This is a genomic window from Amycolatopsis mongoliensis (genome assembly GCF_030285665.1).
Taxonomy (GTDB): domain Bacteria; phylum Actinomycetota; class Actinomycetes; order Mycobacteriales; family Pseudonocardiaceae; genus Amycolatopsis; species Amycolatopsis mongoliensis.
In genome coordinates this window covers 7,593,498-7,609,731 of the sequence record NZ_CP127295.1, presented here as the reverse complement: position 1 = coordinate 7,609,731, position 16,234 = coordinate 7,593,498, and the positions used below count along the sequence as shown (strand labels likewise).

The 16,234-nt window shown below is 74.0% G+C and carries 10 protein-coding genes and 2 pseudogenes; 4 read left to right on the top strand and 8 right to left on the bottom strand.

The genetic code is table 11. The annotated features are described in order from the left end of the window. Positions 1-47 precede the first annotated feature (47 nt). The gene (locus QRX60_RS36580) at positions 48-275 is read left to right on the top strand and encodes a hypothetical protein (RefSeq protein ID WP_285996014.1); all 228 of its coding nucleotides are present in this window, start codon (positions 48-50) and stop codon (positions 273-275) included. Positions 276-295: 20 nt separating this feature from the next. Beyond that, entirely contained in the window at positions 296-1,495 is a 1,200-nt protein-coding gene (locus QRX60_RS36575) for a cysteine desulfurase-like protein (RefSeq protein ID WP_285996013.1), read from the top strand. A 110-nt stretch (positions 1,496-1,605) separates the two neighbouring features. On the opposite strand, the gene fusA is transcribed toward QRX60_RS36575, so the two are convergent. From fusA to QRX60_RS36555, 4 genes are all read right to left on the bottom strand, one after another. Next, the gene (gene fusA / locus QRX60_RS36570) at positions 1,606-3,543 is read right to left on the bottom strand and encodes an elongation factor G (protein WP_285996012.1); all 1,938 of its coding nucleotides are present in this window, start codon (positions 3,541-3,543) and stop codon (positions 1,606-1,608) included. 294 nt (positions 3,544-3,837) lie between these two features. Continuing rightward, entirely contained in the window at positions 3,838-5,277 is a 1,440-nt protein-coding gene (locus tag QRX60_RS36565; protein ID WP_285996011.1) for a M4 family metallopeptidase, read from the bottom strand. A gap of 268 nt (positions 5,278-5,545) precedes the next feature. Next, positions 5,546-7,186: a PucR family transcriptional regulator gene (locus QRX60_RS36560; protein WP_285996010.1), complete on the bottom strand. Its 1,641-nt coding sequence runs from the start codon at positions 7,184-7,186 to the stop codon at positions 5,546-5,548. An 89-nt stretch (positions 7,187-7,275) separates the two neighbouring features. Further along, complete coding sequence (locus tag QRX60_RS36555; RefSeq protein ID WP_285996009.1) at positions 7,276-10,881, bottom strand: discoidin domain-containing protein; 3,606 nt, start codon at positions 10,879-10,881, stop codon at positions 7,276-7,278. 232 nt (positions 10,882-11,113) lie between these two features. On the opposite strand from QRX60_RS36555, the gene QRX60_RS36550 reads away from it, so the two are divergent. Further along, positions 11,114-11,548 (top strand): SRPBCC family protein, encoded by a 435-nt coding sequence (locus QRX60_RS36550; RefSeq protein ID WP_285996008.1) that lies wholly within the window; start codon positions 11,114-11,116, stop codon positions 11,546-11,548. Between the two features lie 212 nt (positions 11,549-11,760). On the opposite strand, the gene QRX60_RS36545 is transcribed toward QRX60_RS36550, so the two are convergent. Continuing rightward, positions 11,761-12,630, bottom strand: a complete 870-nt coding sequence (locus QRX60_RS36545; protein ID WP_285996007.1) for a MerR family transcriptional regulator — start codon at positions 12,628-12,630, stop codon at positions 11,761-11,763. Between the two features lie 549 nt (positions 12,631-13,179). Here QRX60_RS36545 and QRX60_RS36540 point away from each other — a divergent pair. Beyond that, a complete protein-coding gene (locus QRX60_RS36540) occupies positions 13,180-13,560 on the top strand; it encodes an STAS domain-containing protein (protein WP_285996006.1) in 381 nt (126 codons plus the stop codon). A 3-nt stretch (positions 13,561-13,563) separates the two neighbouring features. On the opposite strand, the pseudogene QRX60_RS51510 reads toward QRX60_RS36540, so the two are convergent. From QRX60_RS51510 to QRX60_RS36530, 3 genes and pseudogenes are all read right to left on the bottom strand, one after another. After that, positions 13,564-14,250, bottom strand: a pseudogene (locus tag QRX60_RS51510) (AfsR/SARP family transcriptional regulator); the annotation flags it as partial. Between the two features lie 147 nt (positions 14,251-14,397). Next, positions 14,398-15,051 (bottom strand): annotated as a pseudogene (locus QRX60_RS51505) (response regulator); the annotation flags it as partial. Further along, entirely contained in the window at positions 15,048-16,214 is a 1,167-nt protein-coding gene (locus tag QRX60_RS36530; RefSeq protein ID WP_285996004.1) for a sensor histidine kinase, read from the bottom strand. The gene QRX60_RS36530 and the pseudogene QRX60_RS51505, both read right to left, overlap by 4 nt. Positions 16,215-16,234: the final 20 nt, after the last annotated feature.

The following is a 16,234-nucleotide window of genomic DNA, read 5'->3' as shown; positions in this document are numbered from 1 at the left end:
GGACCGCCCCCGGGAAAACCGGTTGCCCGCCGTGCCAGCCTGGGCCGATGGGGACACCGACCGGCTTCACCTACCGCATCGACGAACACGGCACCGTGACGATCACCCACCACGGCCGCCCGGCCGGGACGCTGCGCGGATCCGCCGCCGCGCGCTTCCTGGCCGCGGCGGACCGCGGTGACGACCAGCAGCTGCTGATGGCCCGCGCGACCGGCAACTACAAGCACGGCAACGAGCGCCGGGCCCGTGACCACGCCCGCAACCGCGGCCGGTGAGTTCCTGGCACGCTGACGCCATGAGCTACGACGTCCGGACCATCCGCAAGCACTTCCCCGCCCTGGCCGCCGCGCACTTCGACGGACCGGGCGGCTCGCAGGTTCCCGATGTCGTCGGGGAGGCGGTGGCCGGCACGCTGTGCTCCGGGATCGCCAACCGCGGCGTCGTCACGGCCGCCGAACGCCGGGCGAGCGCGGTGGTCACCGAAGCGCGCCGAGCCGTCGCCGACCTGCTCGCCGCCGACCCGGCCGGGGTCGTGTTCGGGCGCAGCATGACGCAGCTGACCTACGACTTCTCCCGCACGCTCGCGAAGACCTGGGGGCCGGGCGACGAGGTCGTCGTCACCCGGCTCGACCACGACGCGAACATCCGGCCGTGGGTCCAGGCCGCGGAGGCCGCCGGGGCGACGGTGCGCTGGGCGTCGTTCGACCCGGAGACCGGGGTGCTTCCCCCGGAGGCCGTCACCGGGCTGCTGACCGCCCGGACGCGGCTGGTGGCGGTGACGGCGGCGTCGAACCTGCTCGGCACCCGGCCGGACATCCCGGCGATCGCGGCCGCGGTGCACGACGCGGGCGCGCTGCTGTACGCCGACGGCGTCCACCTCACCCCGCACGCGCCGGTCGAGGTCACGGCGCTGGGGGCCGACTTCTACGCCTGCTCGCCGTACAAGTTCCTCGGCCCGCACCTGGGCCTCGTCGTGGCGGCGCCGTCGTTGCTGGAGACGCTGCACCCGGACAAGCTGCTGCCGTCGACCGACGCCGTCCCGGAGCGGTTCGAGCTGGGGACGCTCCCGTACGAACTCCTGGCCGGCACGACGGCGGCGATCGACTTCCTCGCCGGTCTCGTGCCCGGCGCGGGGTCGCGTCGGGCGCGGTTGGTCGAGTCCTTGTCCGCTTTGGAGGACCACGAAAACGCGCTGCTCGCGCGCCTCGACGCCGGTTTGGCGGGGATCCCGGGAGTGACGCGGTACGGCGCGCCGGACCGGCACCGGACGCCGACGGTGCTGTTCTCGGTCGGCGGCGTCGCGTCGCAGGCGGTGTACGAGCACCTGGGGGCGCAGGGGGTCAACGCTCCGGCGGGGAGCTTCTACGCGATCGAGTGCTCGCGACACCTGGGCCTCGGCGACACGGGTGCGGTGCGGGCGGGGATCGCGCCGTACACGACGGAGGCCGACGTGGACGCCCTGCTCGCCGGAGTCGAGTCGGTCCCCCGCGGCTGAGTGACCAAGCGCCCCAATGTGGCGTTGGGTGCGTCTGACGCACCCAATGTGGCGTTCGGTGCGTGGGACGCACCGAACGCCACATTGGGGCGCTTGGGCTGGGCCGCTGGCTACGGGACCGGCGCGTAGCCGGACGGGCGGGCCGTGAACGTGCCCCGGCCCTGGGTGCGGCTGCGCAGGCGGTTCGCGTAGCCGAACAGCTCCGCCACCGGGACCGTCGCCGTCACGACCGCCGTGCCGCCGCGGACCGCCGAGCCGGCCACCCGGCCGCGGCAGGCGGCCAGGTCACCGAGCACGCCGCCGACCGCGTCGGCCGGCACCGTCACCGCCACCTCGGCCACCGGCTCGAGCAGGCACAGGACCGACGCGCGCAACGCTTCCCGCAGGCCGAGCCGTCCCGCCGTCCGGAACGCCGGCTCCGACGAGTCCTTCGGGTGCGTCGCCCCGTCGGTCAGCACCACCCGCAGGCCCGTCACCGGGTGCCCGCCCAGCGGTCCCTCGGCCAGGGCGTCCCGGCAGCCGGCCTCGACCGCGCGGACGTACTCGCGCGGTACCCGGCCGCCGACGACCGCCGAGGCGAACTCGAAGCCGTCCCCCGGTCCGACGTCCAGGACCACGTGGGCGAACTGGCCCGCCCCGCCGTCCTGCTTGACGTGCCGGTACAGCAGCCCGGAGACCCCGCGGACCACGGTCTCGCGGTGGGCGACCGACGGCCGGCCGACCGCGACGTCCAGTCCGCGGTCGCGCCGCAGCTTCTCCACCGCGACCTCCAGGTGCAGCTCGCCGAGGCCGGACAGCACCGTCTGCCCGGTCTCCGGGTCGGTCCGCACGACCAGCGACGGGTCCTCCTCCGCCAGCCGCGCCAACGCCGACGTCAGCCGTTCGCCGTCGCCCGCCCGGCGGGCCTCGACGGCCACCGAGACCACCGGGTCCGCCGTCGGCGGCGGCTCCAGCAGCACCGGGGCGTCCGGCGCGCACAGCGTGGCGCCGACGCGCGCCGCCTTCGGCCCGGCCACCGCCACGATGTCACCGGCCACCGCACTGTCCACTTGCGCCTGCCGGTCGGCCTGCACGCGCAGCACCCGCGCGATCCGCTCGGTGCGGCCCGCGTCCCGCACCTGGTCCCCCTTCCGCAGCGTTCCCGAGTACACCCGCAGGTAGGTCAGCCGTCCCGTCGCCGTCGCGACGACCTTGAACACCAGCGCGGCCACGGGCGCCGCCGGGTCGGCGGGCCGGTCGGCACGCACCGGCGGGACGTCCGCCGGCGACGGCAGGTAGGCCACGACGGCGTCGAGCAGCGGCTCGATCCCGCGGTCGCGGTAGGCCGCGCCGCACAGCACGACGAGCCCGTCACCGCTGAGGGTCAGCTCCCGCAGGGCCTTCTCGAGCGTGTCCGCCGAGACGGTCCCCGTGGCGCAGAACTCCTCCAGCGCCAGGGGATGCAGCTCGGCGACGGCTTCCTCCAGTGCCCGGCGCCGCCGTCGCGCCTCAGCCGAGGCGCCCTCCGGCAGGCGCACGAGATCGACGACGCCGGTGAAGCCGTCCTCGCGGCCGATCGGCAGCTGCACGACCAGCGGGGCCGGGTGCAGCCGCGCCCGGATCGACGCCACCGCGGCGTCGAGGTCGGCGCCCGCGCGGTCGAGCTTGTTGACGAAGGCGATGCGCGGCACGCCGTGGCGATCGGCTTGGCGCCAGACGGTTTCGCTCTGCGGCTCGACACCCGCGACGGCGTCGAACACGGCGATCGCGCCGTCCAGGACCCGCAGTGCCCGCTCGACCTCGGCGGTGAAGTCGACGTGGCCGGGTGTGTCGATGAGGGTGAGCCGGTGGCCTTGCCACGTACAGCTGACGGCCGCGGAGAAGATGGTGATGCCGCGGTCGCGTTCCTGCGGGTCGAAGTCGGTGACGGTGGTGCCGTCGTGGACCTCGCCCGTCCGGTGGGTGGCTCCGGTGCGGTGGAGGATCCGTTCGGTGACGGTGGTCTTGCCCGCGTCGACGTGGGCGAGGATGCCCAGGTTGCGGACGGTGGTCAGGTCGTGCGTGCGCATGGCGCAGTCCTTTGTGGACGATCCGGTCAGGGCAGCGCGATTCGCCGCGACGGAACGCGTCACGGATGCGGTGTCAGCCGCGCGGCGGACACCGGAAGCGCGAAGACACGAGGATCACCTCGGACCGCGGACGGGAGACGACGGCAACCTGCACGGCCGGCTCCCTTCGTTCATCGCGATCTCGGACTCCGGGAGCGTAGGCGGCAGGATTCCCGGCCGCCAACCGGTTTTCCGTCCGGACGACGCCGAAGGCCACCCCGGTCGCCCGGGGTGGCCTTCGGTTTCGAGCAGGGGTCAGCTGGGGTCCTGGTCCAGCTGCGTGGCCTTCACCGCGTTGCCGACCTGGGTGCAGTCGTCGGTGGTGATGCCCGCGGTCCCCGCCTTGGCGAGCGCCGCGCAGGAGGAGTTGAGGGCCTCGCCGACATCCTTGAACGTCGCGCTCTGGGTGAGCGTGTTCTCGACGCCCCACCACACCTGGACCGCCTTGTCGAGGCCGAGGCCGCGCACGGTCTGGTTGTTGAAGGTGTCGCCGTCGGTGATCAGGTAGTCGGCCTTGTTGATGACGCCGTCGTTGATGTGCTCGTCCGGGTTGTTCGTGTCCCAGCCCGGGCCGTTGACCATGTCCGGCTGCGGGGAGAGCGACGAGCGCGGGTCCTTCATGTTCCGGATCGCGCCCAGCGACGAGCCCGCGCCGAGCAGCCAGCGGTTGTCGCCGGTGTCGTTGGGGTCGTTCGAGGTGATGCCGATGAACTTGCCGAAGACGTCCGACAGGCCTTCGTTGATCGAGTCGGCCTGGCCGCCGCTCAGCCCGGACGTGTGCTGCGTGACACCGTGCGTCAGCTCGTGGCCGGTGATGTCGTCGGTGGTGACACCCTCGCCGAAGGCCATCTGCTCGCCGTCCCAGAAGGCGTTCGCGAACGGGCACTCGCCGTCGACGCAGATCCGGACGGTGCCGCGCAGCGCCTTGCCGGTGCCGTCGGAGTAGTCCGCGCCGATCAGGTTCGTCAGGTCGACGCTGACGTACTTCTGGTAGAAGTCCGATGCCTGGCCGAAGAACGTGTAGACGTTGTTGACGTCGGCGACGCTCGACTCGGCGCCGCCTTCCTTGCGGGTGACGTCGAAGGCGGTGCCGCAGCGGACCGACGCGGTGCTGCCGCTGACCACCTTGTGGTTCGCGTCGCAGACGTCGCGGTTGGCCTCGCGGACCTCGGACCACGATGTCAGGACGTCGGTGGTGCCGGCCTTGACGACCTCGGTCCACTTGTCGTCGAGCTTCTTGCCGTGCACGGTGACCTGGTAGGTCGGCACGGCGACGCCGTCGCCCTTCGCACCGCCGAGCGTGGCGTCGTACCAGTACGCGCGCGGCGCGTCGGCCTTGAGCTGTGCCGCAGGCAGGCCGGTGCGCTTCGCGACGTCCGCAATGGCGGCGTCCGCGGCGCCCGTCGCACTCGCCGGGAACGCGCCCGACGTCTTCTTCGTGGTGCGGCCGTGGGTCGCGAGGACCGCGCCGGCCTTGTCGCGGAGCTGGATCAGCTGGCCGCCGAACACGGGCACGCCGCCGATCTCCTGCTGCGACCGCACGACGCTGCCGAACGGCATCGCGAGGGAGTTCAGCGCGCGCATCGACGGCTGCGCGATGGTCGCGTCGGCCGGCGAGCCGGTCGTGGCCAGCGACACCGCGACGACGGCCGCGCTCACCGCCGCCGTCCCTGCGATGACCCGTTTGCGTGACACCCGGTACACCTCCGTGGAAGCTTGATCACCTGACGTGAAGTCCGTGCAGGTTCACATGCCCCGAAGGTGTCGCACACCGGTCGAAAGTAGGTAACTCACCAAGTATCAATGCTCAACCGCCAGTTAATCACCGACATTTCGGACAACCACGCCGGTCGATGCGCGTGATCCGAGAGGCATCACGCGTGTCCGGAGGGGCATCACGTGTGATTGAGCGGGCATCGCGGTGATGCCCCTCCAGACACGCGTGACCCCTTTTGGCGCACGGTCAGGGAGCGGGTGGGGCCACCACGCGGAGCTGGAGCATGGCCGCGAAGCGCGCTTCCGGGTCGGTCATGTCGAAGCCGCCGACCTCCGCGAGCCGGCGCAGGCGGTACCGGAACGTGTTGGGGTGCACGTGGACCGCCGCCGACGCGGCGATGACGTCGCCGAAGGCGTCCAGCCAGGCTCGCAACGTCTCGACCAGGTGGGCGTGGTGCTGCTCGTCGTAGTCCAGCAGGCGCGCGACCGGACCGGTCGGGCGATCGCCGCGGGCGGCGACCAGGTCCTGCAGCTCCAGCAGCAGCGCCTCGACGTGCACGTCGGCCAGCAACGCCACCCGGCGGCCCGCGCCGCTCCCCGACCGCAGCACCCGCAACGCCCGGTCCGCGCTGTCGCGCGCCTCCGGCAGGTCGGCCGCGCTGCGCGCCACCGGCCCGATCCCGATCACCGCCCGGACGCGGTCGCCCACCCGGTCCAGGAAGTCCTTCGCGATCCGCAGCGCACGCCGTTCACCGTCGGCGTCGCGGGTCACCGGCACCAGCCCGTACGCGGTGTCGCCGACGAGTGCCGCCGCGCAGCGCGGGTGCACCGCACTGAGGTGCATCGCCAGGCCGTCGGCGAGACGCTGCCGCTCGGTCGCGATCTCGGCGTCCTCGGCGCCCTGCTCGAGAACCGCCAGCGCCACCACGACGACCGGCTGGTCGGCCAGCCCCAGCCGGCTCAGCGCCTCCCGCGCGGCGGCCCCGCCTTCGAGTGCCGTGCTCAGCAGGTCCGCGCGCAGCCGGCGTTCGACGTCGGCGCCCGCCCGGACGCGCAGCATGTGCAGCGCCACCAGGCGGGCCGCGTCGCGCAGCGCCCGCGTCCGGTCGGGCGTCAGCGGCTCGCGCACCGCGGCCCAGATCGAGCCGAGGACCTCGTCGCCCGCCCGGACCGCGACGGCGACGCGGGGAATCGTGAACCCGTCGAGGCTTTCCTCCGGCTGGTTGACGTACACCGGCTGGTCGGTGCGGTAGAGCTCGCGGAACACCCCGCGGTCGGCCAGCATCCGGGCGAACCGCTCGGGGACCTGCCGCCCGAGGATGGTTTCGACGCGCGACGGGTCGGCTTCGTCCTGCCGTCCCGAGAACGCGAGCACGCGCGACCGCCGGTCCTCGATGGTCACCGGCGCGTCGATCAGCGCGCCGATGGCGTTCGCGACGGCGAACAGGTCGCCCGAGGGCAGGCCGGCGAGCGTCTCGGGCTCGGCGTCGCCGACGTCGCCCTCGGCGAGCAGCGACCGCAGCATCGCGGCGAGCTGGGCCCAGGACGCGCCGCGGGCCAGGCTCAGCAGGGCGACGCCCGTCTCTTCCACGGCGGCGGTGATCGCCTCGGTCACCGTGACCGGCGCGCGCAGCACGAGCCCGGCCGCGTCGTGACGGGCCAGGGTGCGCAGCTGGCGCACCACCTCGTCCGGCTCGGCGAGGCCGACGCCCAGCACGAGCGCGTGCTGCGGGAGCGCCGGCTCTTCGAGGGGGTCGTGGATGGCGACGCCGCCGATGCCGCCGGGCCGGTCGAAGTCCCCGAGCACGAGGTCCAGGAGGGTGCCGCCCAGGTCGTCGAGGACGCGGCCGAGGCTGGCGTGCGGGCGCAGGTTCACCGAAACGAGCACCTCCCGAAACTAGGCACGAAACGGTCAGCCTAGTTCGTCGGAGGGTACGAAATCAGCCCCCGGATTCGTCCGCACGCACCAACCGCGACCTACGTCGTCAGCTTCGCCGCCACGTTGTACGCCTCCACCAGCAGCCGGGCGCCCGGCACCCGCCGCCGCGGCTCGACGCGGACCGTCCGGCTCTCCCCCGGCAGCAGCCAGAAGTAGTTGTCGCCGTAGCGGGTCGGCAGGACGCGATCCGTGCCGTTGCGTTCCCGCAGCGAGAGCCGGATCATCGCCGCGACCGTCTTGCCGTCGTTGCGGATCGTCGCCGTGTACGCGTCGCCCTCGGCCTTCGACGACGTGGTGAGCCGCGCGCCCGGGAGCTGGTTGAGCGCGCGCATGGCCGTGTCGCCGCGGTAGCGCCAGTAGGTGTTCTCCGACAGCACCGCGCCGCCGTCGTCGGTCAGGGTCAGCCGCAGCAGGTGCAGGTCGGGGTGCGCGGCGTCGAACGGCACGGCGAACACCGCCGCACCGACGTTCGCGGCGACGTCGAGCTTCTGCTGCCGCGCCGGAGCGAGGCTCGCGCCGTCGAGACCGTACAGCCGCGCGGTGACGGTCACCCCGCTCAACGCGGCCGGCGTGTGGTTGACGACCCGGACCTGCCACGTCGTCAGGTCGGCCTGGACGTGCCGGGCCTCGCAGCCCTTGCGCGCGCCGTAGTAGCTGCCGTTGACGTCGAGGTCGTAGTCGTAGGTCTGCCAGACCGTGCTGTGCCACGCGGGGTGCGACATCCACAGCAGCACGCCGGTGGCGTCGGCCCACAGCTTCGTGTTCCAGGCCTCGAAGATCGCGCGCATGCTCTCGTAGTTGACGAACTGCGCCTTGCGGCAGAACTCCGCCAGGCTCGTCGACGGCGCCAGCCGCGCGTCGATCGCCGCGAGGTAGCTCTGCGGCGCCTGGTTGCCGCCCGTCGACCAGTCGTGCAGGAACCAGGGCGCGCCGATCGGCCACCCCGGGTCGTCCTTGCCCACCAAGTTGCGCATGCTCTCGACGACCGACACGGTCGGCAGCCCGATCTCGCTCCAGAACCCGTACTTGCCGCCGGTCGCCTCACCCGTGAAGTACCGCTTCGGGTCCTGCCAGAAGTAGGGGCCGTCGCCGGTGATCACGCCGCCCGCCGAATTGCCCTGGTAGAGCAGGTCGGTGTTCGAGTGGACGATCTCGCGCAACGCGTTGTCGATCACCGCCGGCGGTGTGCCTTCGTTGCAGCCGAACCAGACCGTCGCGCACGCGTGGTGGCGGTAGCGCAGCACGGTGTCCTTCGCCTGCGCGAGGAAGATGTCGTGGTTGGCCGGGTCGGTCGACCAGCCGTCCCAGAACTCGTTCCACAGCAGGATGCCGTACTTGTCGCAGGCGTCGAACAGCTCCTGGCGGTAGGACGAGCCGACCCAGTTGCGGAGCAGCGTGAAGTTCATGTCGCGGTGCATCGCGACGACGGCGTCGGTCCGCTCGGCCGGCATCCGGCGCAGCAGCTCGTCCCAGCCCCAGCTGCCACCGCGGGCGAACACCTTGACGCCGTTGACGAGGAACGTCAGCGGCTTCGGGCTGTTGTCCACCGACGCGGCGTCGGTCCAGGTGCCGCCGTCGGCCGACACCTGGATCTTGAACGTCGCCGCGTAGGCGGTCTCCCAGGTCAGGACGACCCGGTCGAACGCGGTCGCGGCGCCGAGGTCGACCTGGAGCCACTGGTTGTCGTCGTAGGCCGACGTCCACCGGGTGTTCGGGTCACCGTCGAAAGCCCGCTCGGGCGGGTTGCCGTCGGCCACCGACGACGACGTCGCGGTCTTGCCCTGCGCCAGGTCCGTGCCCGGCGCCGAGCTCTCGACGACGGACATCGTCCAGAGCGAGAAACCCCAGCCGGTCGCGCGCTTCAGGCCCTGCATCCGGACGTACCGGGCGTTCTGCGGGGCGAGGTCGACGGTCTGGGTGGCCCGGCCGTCGGCGATGACGATCGGCTGGTCGTACCGGTAGCCGATCTCGCGCACGCCGATCTTCGCCGTCCGCCGGTCGCTGGTCGACGCCCCGATCGCGGCGGTCAGCGTCAGGTCGTACAGGTTCGGGTCGCCGTAGCCGTTGGGCCACCACAGCTTCGGGTTCTTCACCTGCTGGGCCGGGAACGCGACGTCGGTGGTCTGCCCGGCCGGGACGGTGACCGTGGCCGACACGCTCACCGGGCCGAAGGCGGCGGTGACCTTGACGCGCTGAGCCGTCGCGGCGGCGTTGCGGACCGGCACGGTGAGCGTCACCTCGGCCGTGGCCGCGTCGGGCACCTTCGTGTCGACGCGGACGTCACCGAGGACCGCCGCGCCGGTGGAGCGCAGGCGGACGTGGTCCCAGATGCCGGAGGCGCGGTCGCGCACCGCGGGCATCCAGTCCCAGCCGGACACCGCGAGGTAGGTCGGCGAGTTGTCGAACATGGTGCTGCCCGCGTCGACCCAGGAGCTGCCGTCGGCGCCCTTGTCCCCCGGGCTGCCCGGCCGTGGCATCGGCGAGATCTTCACCGCGAGGGCCTGGTCGCCGGTGCGGCGCAGCGCCGCGGTGACGTCGAACGCGCCGCGGCCGAAGGGGTGGCTCTGGGTACCGATTTCGGCGCCGTTGAGCCAGATCTGCGCCTCGTGGTTGACGCCGTCGAACTCGAGCCAGACGTGCCGGCCCGCCGAGGTGTCGAGGCCGCGCGGGAGGGCGAAGCGTCGCCGGTACCACCAGGCGTGGCGGGACAGCGCCTCCGGGACGTGGAGCTGGTTCATCCCGGACACCGGGTCGGGCAGCTGTCCCTGCTCGACCAGCGACGCGAGGACCGTGCCGGGGACGGTCGCCGGGAGCCAGCCGCGGGTGTCGACGGTGTCGCCGGAGAGCGCCTTGCCGTCGCCGGCCGGCGCCCAGTCGTCCATCGTGAGGACCCAGCCGGACTCGAGCGGCACCGTGCCGTCGGCCGCGACGGCGAGCGCGGGCGGGTCGTCGTGCGGGCGGACCGGGAAGCTGGTCCAGCCGTGCACCGCCGGGCGGTTGCGCGGGCCGGTGCCGAACACCTGGAAACCGTTGAGCCCCAGGGGGTTGGTCGTCGAGCGGCTCGACGCGGAGAAGCGGACCCAGCGGGCGGTGACGGCCGGCAGCGGGATCGTCACGACGCCGCCGGTGCCGGTGTCGGTGTGGTGGACGGTCCGCCAGGCCTTGCCGTCGCCCGAGACGTCGAGGTCGAACGCCGTCGCGTAGCTGGACTGGATCTCGAAGCCGCTGGTGTGGGAGCGCGACGCGGCGGCGTCGAAGGCCGGGTCCCCGGGCCGCGCCTCGAAGGTCAGCACGACCGAGTCGATCCGGCACTGCCCCTGCAGGTCGACGACGATCCACTGGCCGTCGCCCGGCGTGGCGCGCCAGCCGGAGCCCTGCACGCCGACCCGGGCGAGGCCGTCGACGGCGAACTCGGCCGGGGTGGCGGCGTAGGCGGTCGAGGACACCTGCACCGGCCGGAACAGGGCCAGGTCGGTCTTCTGCGCCTCGGCCTCGGCGGGCGCCGCGGAGGCGACCCCGGGCAGGACGGCCGCGAGGCCGAACCCGGCGAGCAGGCCGGTCCCGGCGGTCAGGACGTGCCGCCGCGAAACGGCGGCCACCTCCGCCGGCTCGGCATCCGCGGTGATGCCGTACTCCTCCGCCATGCGAACTCCGTTCCGAAAGCGGCAGCCGGACCTGACGGGGTGGCGCCGTCGAGAGGGGGTGACAACGTTGCCAGGAAGCTTCCGCCGTACGCGCAGGGAGCGTCAAGAAGACAAGGAGGACAAGAAAATCCGCATTGTTGACATCGATGTCTGCGCGCGGCTCGCCGTGCCTCGCTGAGCGGTGCCCGCTACGGTTGCATCGGCTATGCAGCGAACTGCTCCGGGAGGTCCGATGGTCCAGGTCGAACGCACCGTCACCGTGCGCACGCCGATCGAACGCGTCGCGGAGTACCTCGCCGACTTCGCGCACACCGAGGACTGGGACCCGGGCACGGTGTCGTGCACCCGCACGGACGAGGGTCCGATCACGGTGGGCGCCGAGTGGCACAACGTGTCGGAGTTCCGCGGCCGCCGGACCGAGCTGGACTACCACCTGACCCGCCGCGACGCGGGCCGGGTGACGTTCGTGGGCGAGAACAAGACCGCGACCTCGACGGACGACTTCGGCCTGTCGGCGGGCCCGGACGGGACGACGGTCCGGTACCGCGCGACGATCGTGTTCCACGGGTGGGCGAAGCTGGCGAGCCCGCTGTTGAAGCGCGAGTTCGAACGGCTCGGGGACGCGGTGGTGCCGGAGCTGACCCGGGTGCTCGAAGCGTTGGGCTGAGCGGGCGCGGGGCCGGGCTGCGCGGCGGCCGATGGCGCGCGGGGTCGGCTTGGCCAGCACGCTGAGCCTTGGCGCGCACGAGCCTGCTTTTGCCGAAGGCCGATTCCTCGCACGCGGGCCCGAACTCGGCCGGTGCAGCGACTGAGCTCGCGCGACGGTCGGCGGCCCGTGGCCAGGTCCGCCGAGGTCGTGACCTGAGCCCCTCGCCGCTGCTATGCCTCGGTGTGCCCGACCGCCAGCTCCATTGCCGACGCCAGGTCGTTCACCCGGGCGAAGCCGCGGTCGCCGAGGTGCTGCCAGCCCGGGCCGGCGGTACCGACGACGCGGCCCAGGTCGCGTACGCGGGTCGCCAGGAGGTCGTCGGCCGTCGGGGCCGCCAGGGACCACAGCAGCACCAGCACCGGGTCCAGGCGCGCCGCCAGGTCGGCGACCGTCTCGGCCGGCACCAGCTGGCCGAGGTAGGCGACCGGGACCCCGGCCTCGGCCAAGGTCGCGCGCAGGGCCTCCATCGGCAAGGAGTGCCGTTCGGCGGGGCAGCAGGCCAGCAGGACCGGGCGGCCGGGGACGGCCGCCGGGAAGCGGCGGCTGAACCGCTCGAACGCCAGTGAGATCTCCGTCGTCAGGGCCCATTCCGACGCGAAGCAGAGATCGCCGCGCTGCCAGCGGTCGCCCAGGCTGCGCAGGACCGGGGCCAGGACATCCGTCCAGGCGGCGGCCGGGCCGAGCGTGCCGAGGGTTTCGTCGAGCAGCCCGGAGACCGACGCCGACCGCAGCTCCTCGGCGGCTTCCTCGAGTTCGCGCACCAGGCGGGCGGCAGGCACTTCGGGCGGGTCGGCGGGCGAGCCGCCGAAGGCCGCCGCGGCGGCTTCCCGCACCGGCATCCCCCGCGCGACGAGCCGCTGCATGTGCTGCAGCCGCCGGACGTCGGCGTCGGAGTAGCGGCGGTGCCGTCCGGTGGCCGCCGCCGACGGGCCGATCCCGTACCGCGCGCTCCAGCTCCGCAGGGTCACCGGCGAGACGCCGAGCAGCTCGGCGACCTTGCCCGGCGCCCAAGCACCCGTCTCGACGTTCTTCGGTTCCACCGTTCCCCTTCGCCTCGCTCGCCGCAGCTTAGCGACGGCCAGGCCACCTGACCGGCGGGGACTCGGTGACCGCACCCCGGCGCGGCGATCACCGGCCGGTGCCCGGAAACACCCGGCGAAGATCGGCGAACCCTGTTGGCGGGGCGACAAACCGGCGGAACGCGGCAAAACGCCGCCGTCACCCGGGCGGGCCGGAGCGGCGACTCCGGTGCGGCGCAACCGGAATCCCCGCCCGCCGGGCCGAAGCACGCCCATCGCGCGAACGGCACCCCCACAGGGGACGCGGCGGCGGGGCGTCGGCCTGCCGCGTCCCCCTCGGCGCCGCCCGGCGCCGGGGATCCGGCCCGCGTCAGCCGGATCCGGACGGCCGCGGGGCGTGGCAACCGCCACGGCTCGTCCAGCCGCGGAGCGGAAGGGTGCTGCCACGCCAAGCTATACCTGCGCGCAACGCTTGTGCATCGCTGTCCCCCGGATGCCGCAGCGATCCGCCCCACCCGGGCGAGTGGTTTCGGCTCGCGCTGGGTACCTGGGCGGGCAGGAGGGAGTCCGATGACCGAAAACCGCGTCCAGCCCCGCTTCGCGACGACGACCGAGGCCGGGGTCGTGACCGTCCACTGCGCCGGCGACCTCGACCTGGCCACCACGCCCCGGCTCCGGGACGTCCTGCTGAGCCCGTTCCACGGCAGCGCGAGCGCGGTCGTCGCGGACCTCACCGAGACGACCTTCTGCGACTCGACGGTCTTCAGCGTCCTGGTCGAGTCCTACCGCGAAGCCCTCGCGCGCGGCATCCCCTACGCCATCGCGGCGGCGAAGACCGCGGTCGCCCGGCCGCTGGCCATCCTCGGCCTGGACCGCGTGCTCCCGCTGCACACCGGGATCGCCGAGGCCCGCGCCGCCGTCGCCGGGATGGGCGCCGGCCAGGTCTCCTGACCGCTAGTCCGGGAAGTCCGGGTGGAGCACGTCGTCGAGCACCGCCCGGTGGGTGCGCCGCAGCTCCTCCCCCGGTTCGACGCCCAGGTCGGCGGCCAGCCGGTCACGGATCCGGCCGTACGCCGCGATCGCTTCGGCGCGGCGGCCGGTGGCCTGCAGCGCGCGCATCAGCAGCGCCGCCAGTGGCTCGCGCAACGGCTCCAGGGCCAACACGGCCGACAGCTCGTCGGCCGTCTCGGCGTACCGGCCCAGCCGCAGCTGCAGCCGCGCCTTGCGCGCCCACAGCGTGCTCCGGTGCTCGATCAGCCGCAGCCGCTGGCCGTCCGCGAACGGCCCCGGCAGCCCGGCCAGCGGCTCGCCGTGGAACAGTCCGAGCGCCGCGGCACAGGACGACGCGGCCGCGGCCAGGTCACCCGCCTCCTCGGCGGCGACGGCGTCCGCGGCCAGCTCCGCCAGCCTGGCCGTGTCGATGCGGACGCCGTCGCCGGCGAACCGGTAGCCGCCGCGGGTACGGCCGATCACCGAGTCCGGGGTCCGCTCGCCGGGCCCGCGCAGGCACTTGCGCAGGCGGTGCACGTACACCGGCAGCACGCGGCCCCCGGTGCCCGGCGGGTCCAGGCCCCAGACCCCGTCGAGCAGTTCGGCCGGGCCGACCGTGACGCCGGGGCGCAGCACCAGCGCCGCCAGCAGGGCCTGCTGGCGCACCGGCCCGAGATCCAGCGGGCTGCCGCCGCGCCACGCGCGCAGCGGTCCCAGCACCGAGAACCGCAACCCCGGCACCGGATCCGGCTCGGAGACGACCGTCCGCACCGGCGCATCCTCCACATTGGACACTCGCGGGCTGACGATGCCGTGGTCGAACGCGTAGACGACCGCGGCGGCGCGGTCGCGCAGCCCCAGCTTGGTGAAGATCCGGCCCAGGTGGCTCTTCACCGTCAGCTCCGAGACGACCAGCGCACCGGCGATCTCGGCGTTGCTCAGCCCGCGCCCGGCCGCTCGCAGCACGTCCAGCTCGCGTGGCGTCAGCAGTCCCGGCGGCGGGCCCGCGGGTTCGTCGGCGGGCGCGCGCCGGTAGGTCGTGAGGACGCGGGCGGTCACCGCCGCGTCGAGCCAGGCGTCGCCCGCGGCGACCGCCCGGACGGCGCGGATGAGGTCCTCGGCGGGCGAGTCCTTGAGGATGTAGCCGACCGCGCCCGCGCGCAGCGCGCCCGCCAGCAGCTCGTCGTCGTCGAACGTGGTCAGGGCCAGCACGGGCGGCCGGCCGCCGATCCGCCGCGTCGCCTCGATCCCGTCGACGTGCTTCATCCGCAGGTCCATCACGACGACGTCGACGTCGACGTCGGCGGCGGCCAGCGCCGCGGGCACCTCCGCGCCGTCACCGCACTCCCCCGCGATGACGAACCCGTCGCGGCGGCGCAGGATCCGCCGCAGGCCGGAGCGCACGAGCTCCTGGTCGTCGACCAGCAGGACCCGGACTTCGCCCGCCGTCACGCCGGGCCGCCCGCGGGCACGCCGACCGCGACCACCCAGTCCGCCCCGTCCGGTCCCGCGGTCAGCTCGGCACCCAGCTGGCCGGCCCGCGCGGACATGCCCTTGAGGCCCGATCCGCCGGTGCCGGGCGGGCCGCCGGCGGGCAGCCGGTTGCGGACCACCAGCCGGGCCTCGGCCGGGCCGACGTCGAGGCGCAGCCGCGCCGGCGCGCCGCCGCCGTGCTTGGCGATGTTGGCCAGCGACTCCTGCGCGATGCGGTAGAGCCCGAGCCCGGCCAGGTCCGGCACGGCGGCCAGGTCGCCCTCCTGCTCGTAGTGCACCGCCAGCCCGGCCGCGCGGGTGCGCTCGACCAGGGCGGGGATGTCGCGGGCGCCGGGCAGCGGACGGGTCCCGGCGGGCGCCTCGGCGAGCAGCCCGACGGTCCGGCGGATGTCGGCCATCGCCGTCCGCCCGACGCGCTCGGCCTCGGCGAGCCCTTCGAGGGCCTCTTCGACGTCACGATCCTGCTGCAGGGCGTGCCGGGTGCCGGTCAGGTGCAGCAACGTGATGCTCAGCGAGTGGGCGACGACGTCGTGCACCTCGCGGGCGATCCGCTGCCGTTCGGCGAGGACGGCCTGGTCGCGGGCGGCGTCCCGGGCGGCGCGCTCGGCGTCCAGGGCCCGCACGTACCAGCGGAGCATGAAGCCGGCGGCCAGGCCCAGCAGCACGGCCGCGACGTAGACCGGGAACCCGACCAGCCCGACCCGGGCCGCGGCCACGCTCAGCGTCGCGACGCTCGTAGCGGCGACGGCGAACGCGATCGCCGGCCGCGCCACCGCCGCCGTCTCGGCGGCCAGCACGACCAGCACGACCGGGGCGAAATCGGGCACGACCGGCCGCGCCAGCAGGATCGCCACGGCCGCGAGCACGGTGAGCGCCTTGAGCCACGGGGGCGCGAGCACGCCGGTGACGGTCCAGCCGAGCGCGGTCGCGACGGCCAGCAGCCCGGCGAGGACGATCGGTGCCGGCGGTGCCGGCGCCCCTCGTTGCGCCACCGCCGCCACCACCAGCACCACCCCGAAGGCGGTCACGGCGACCGGAACCCACCACGGCAGCGCGATCCCGGCGCGGCCGAGACTCGTCTCCAGGCGGGCCCGGACCCCGCTCACCACCCTCGCCCCCACGACGTCCAGCCTAGGAAGCG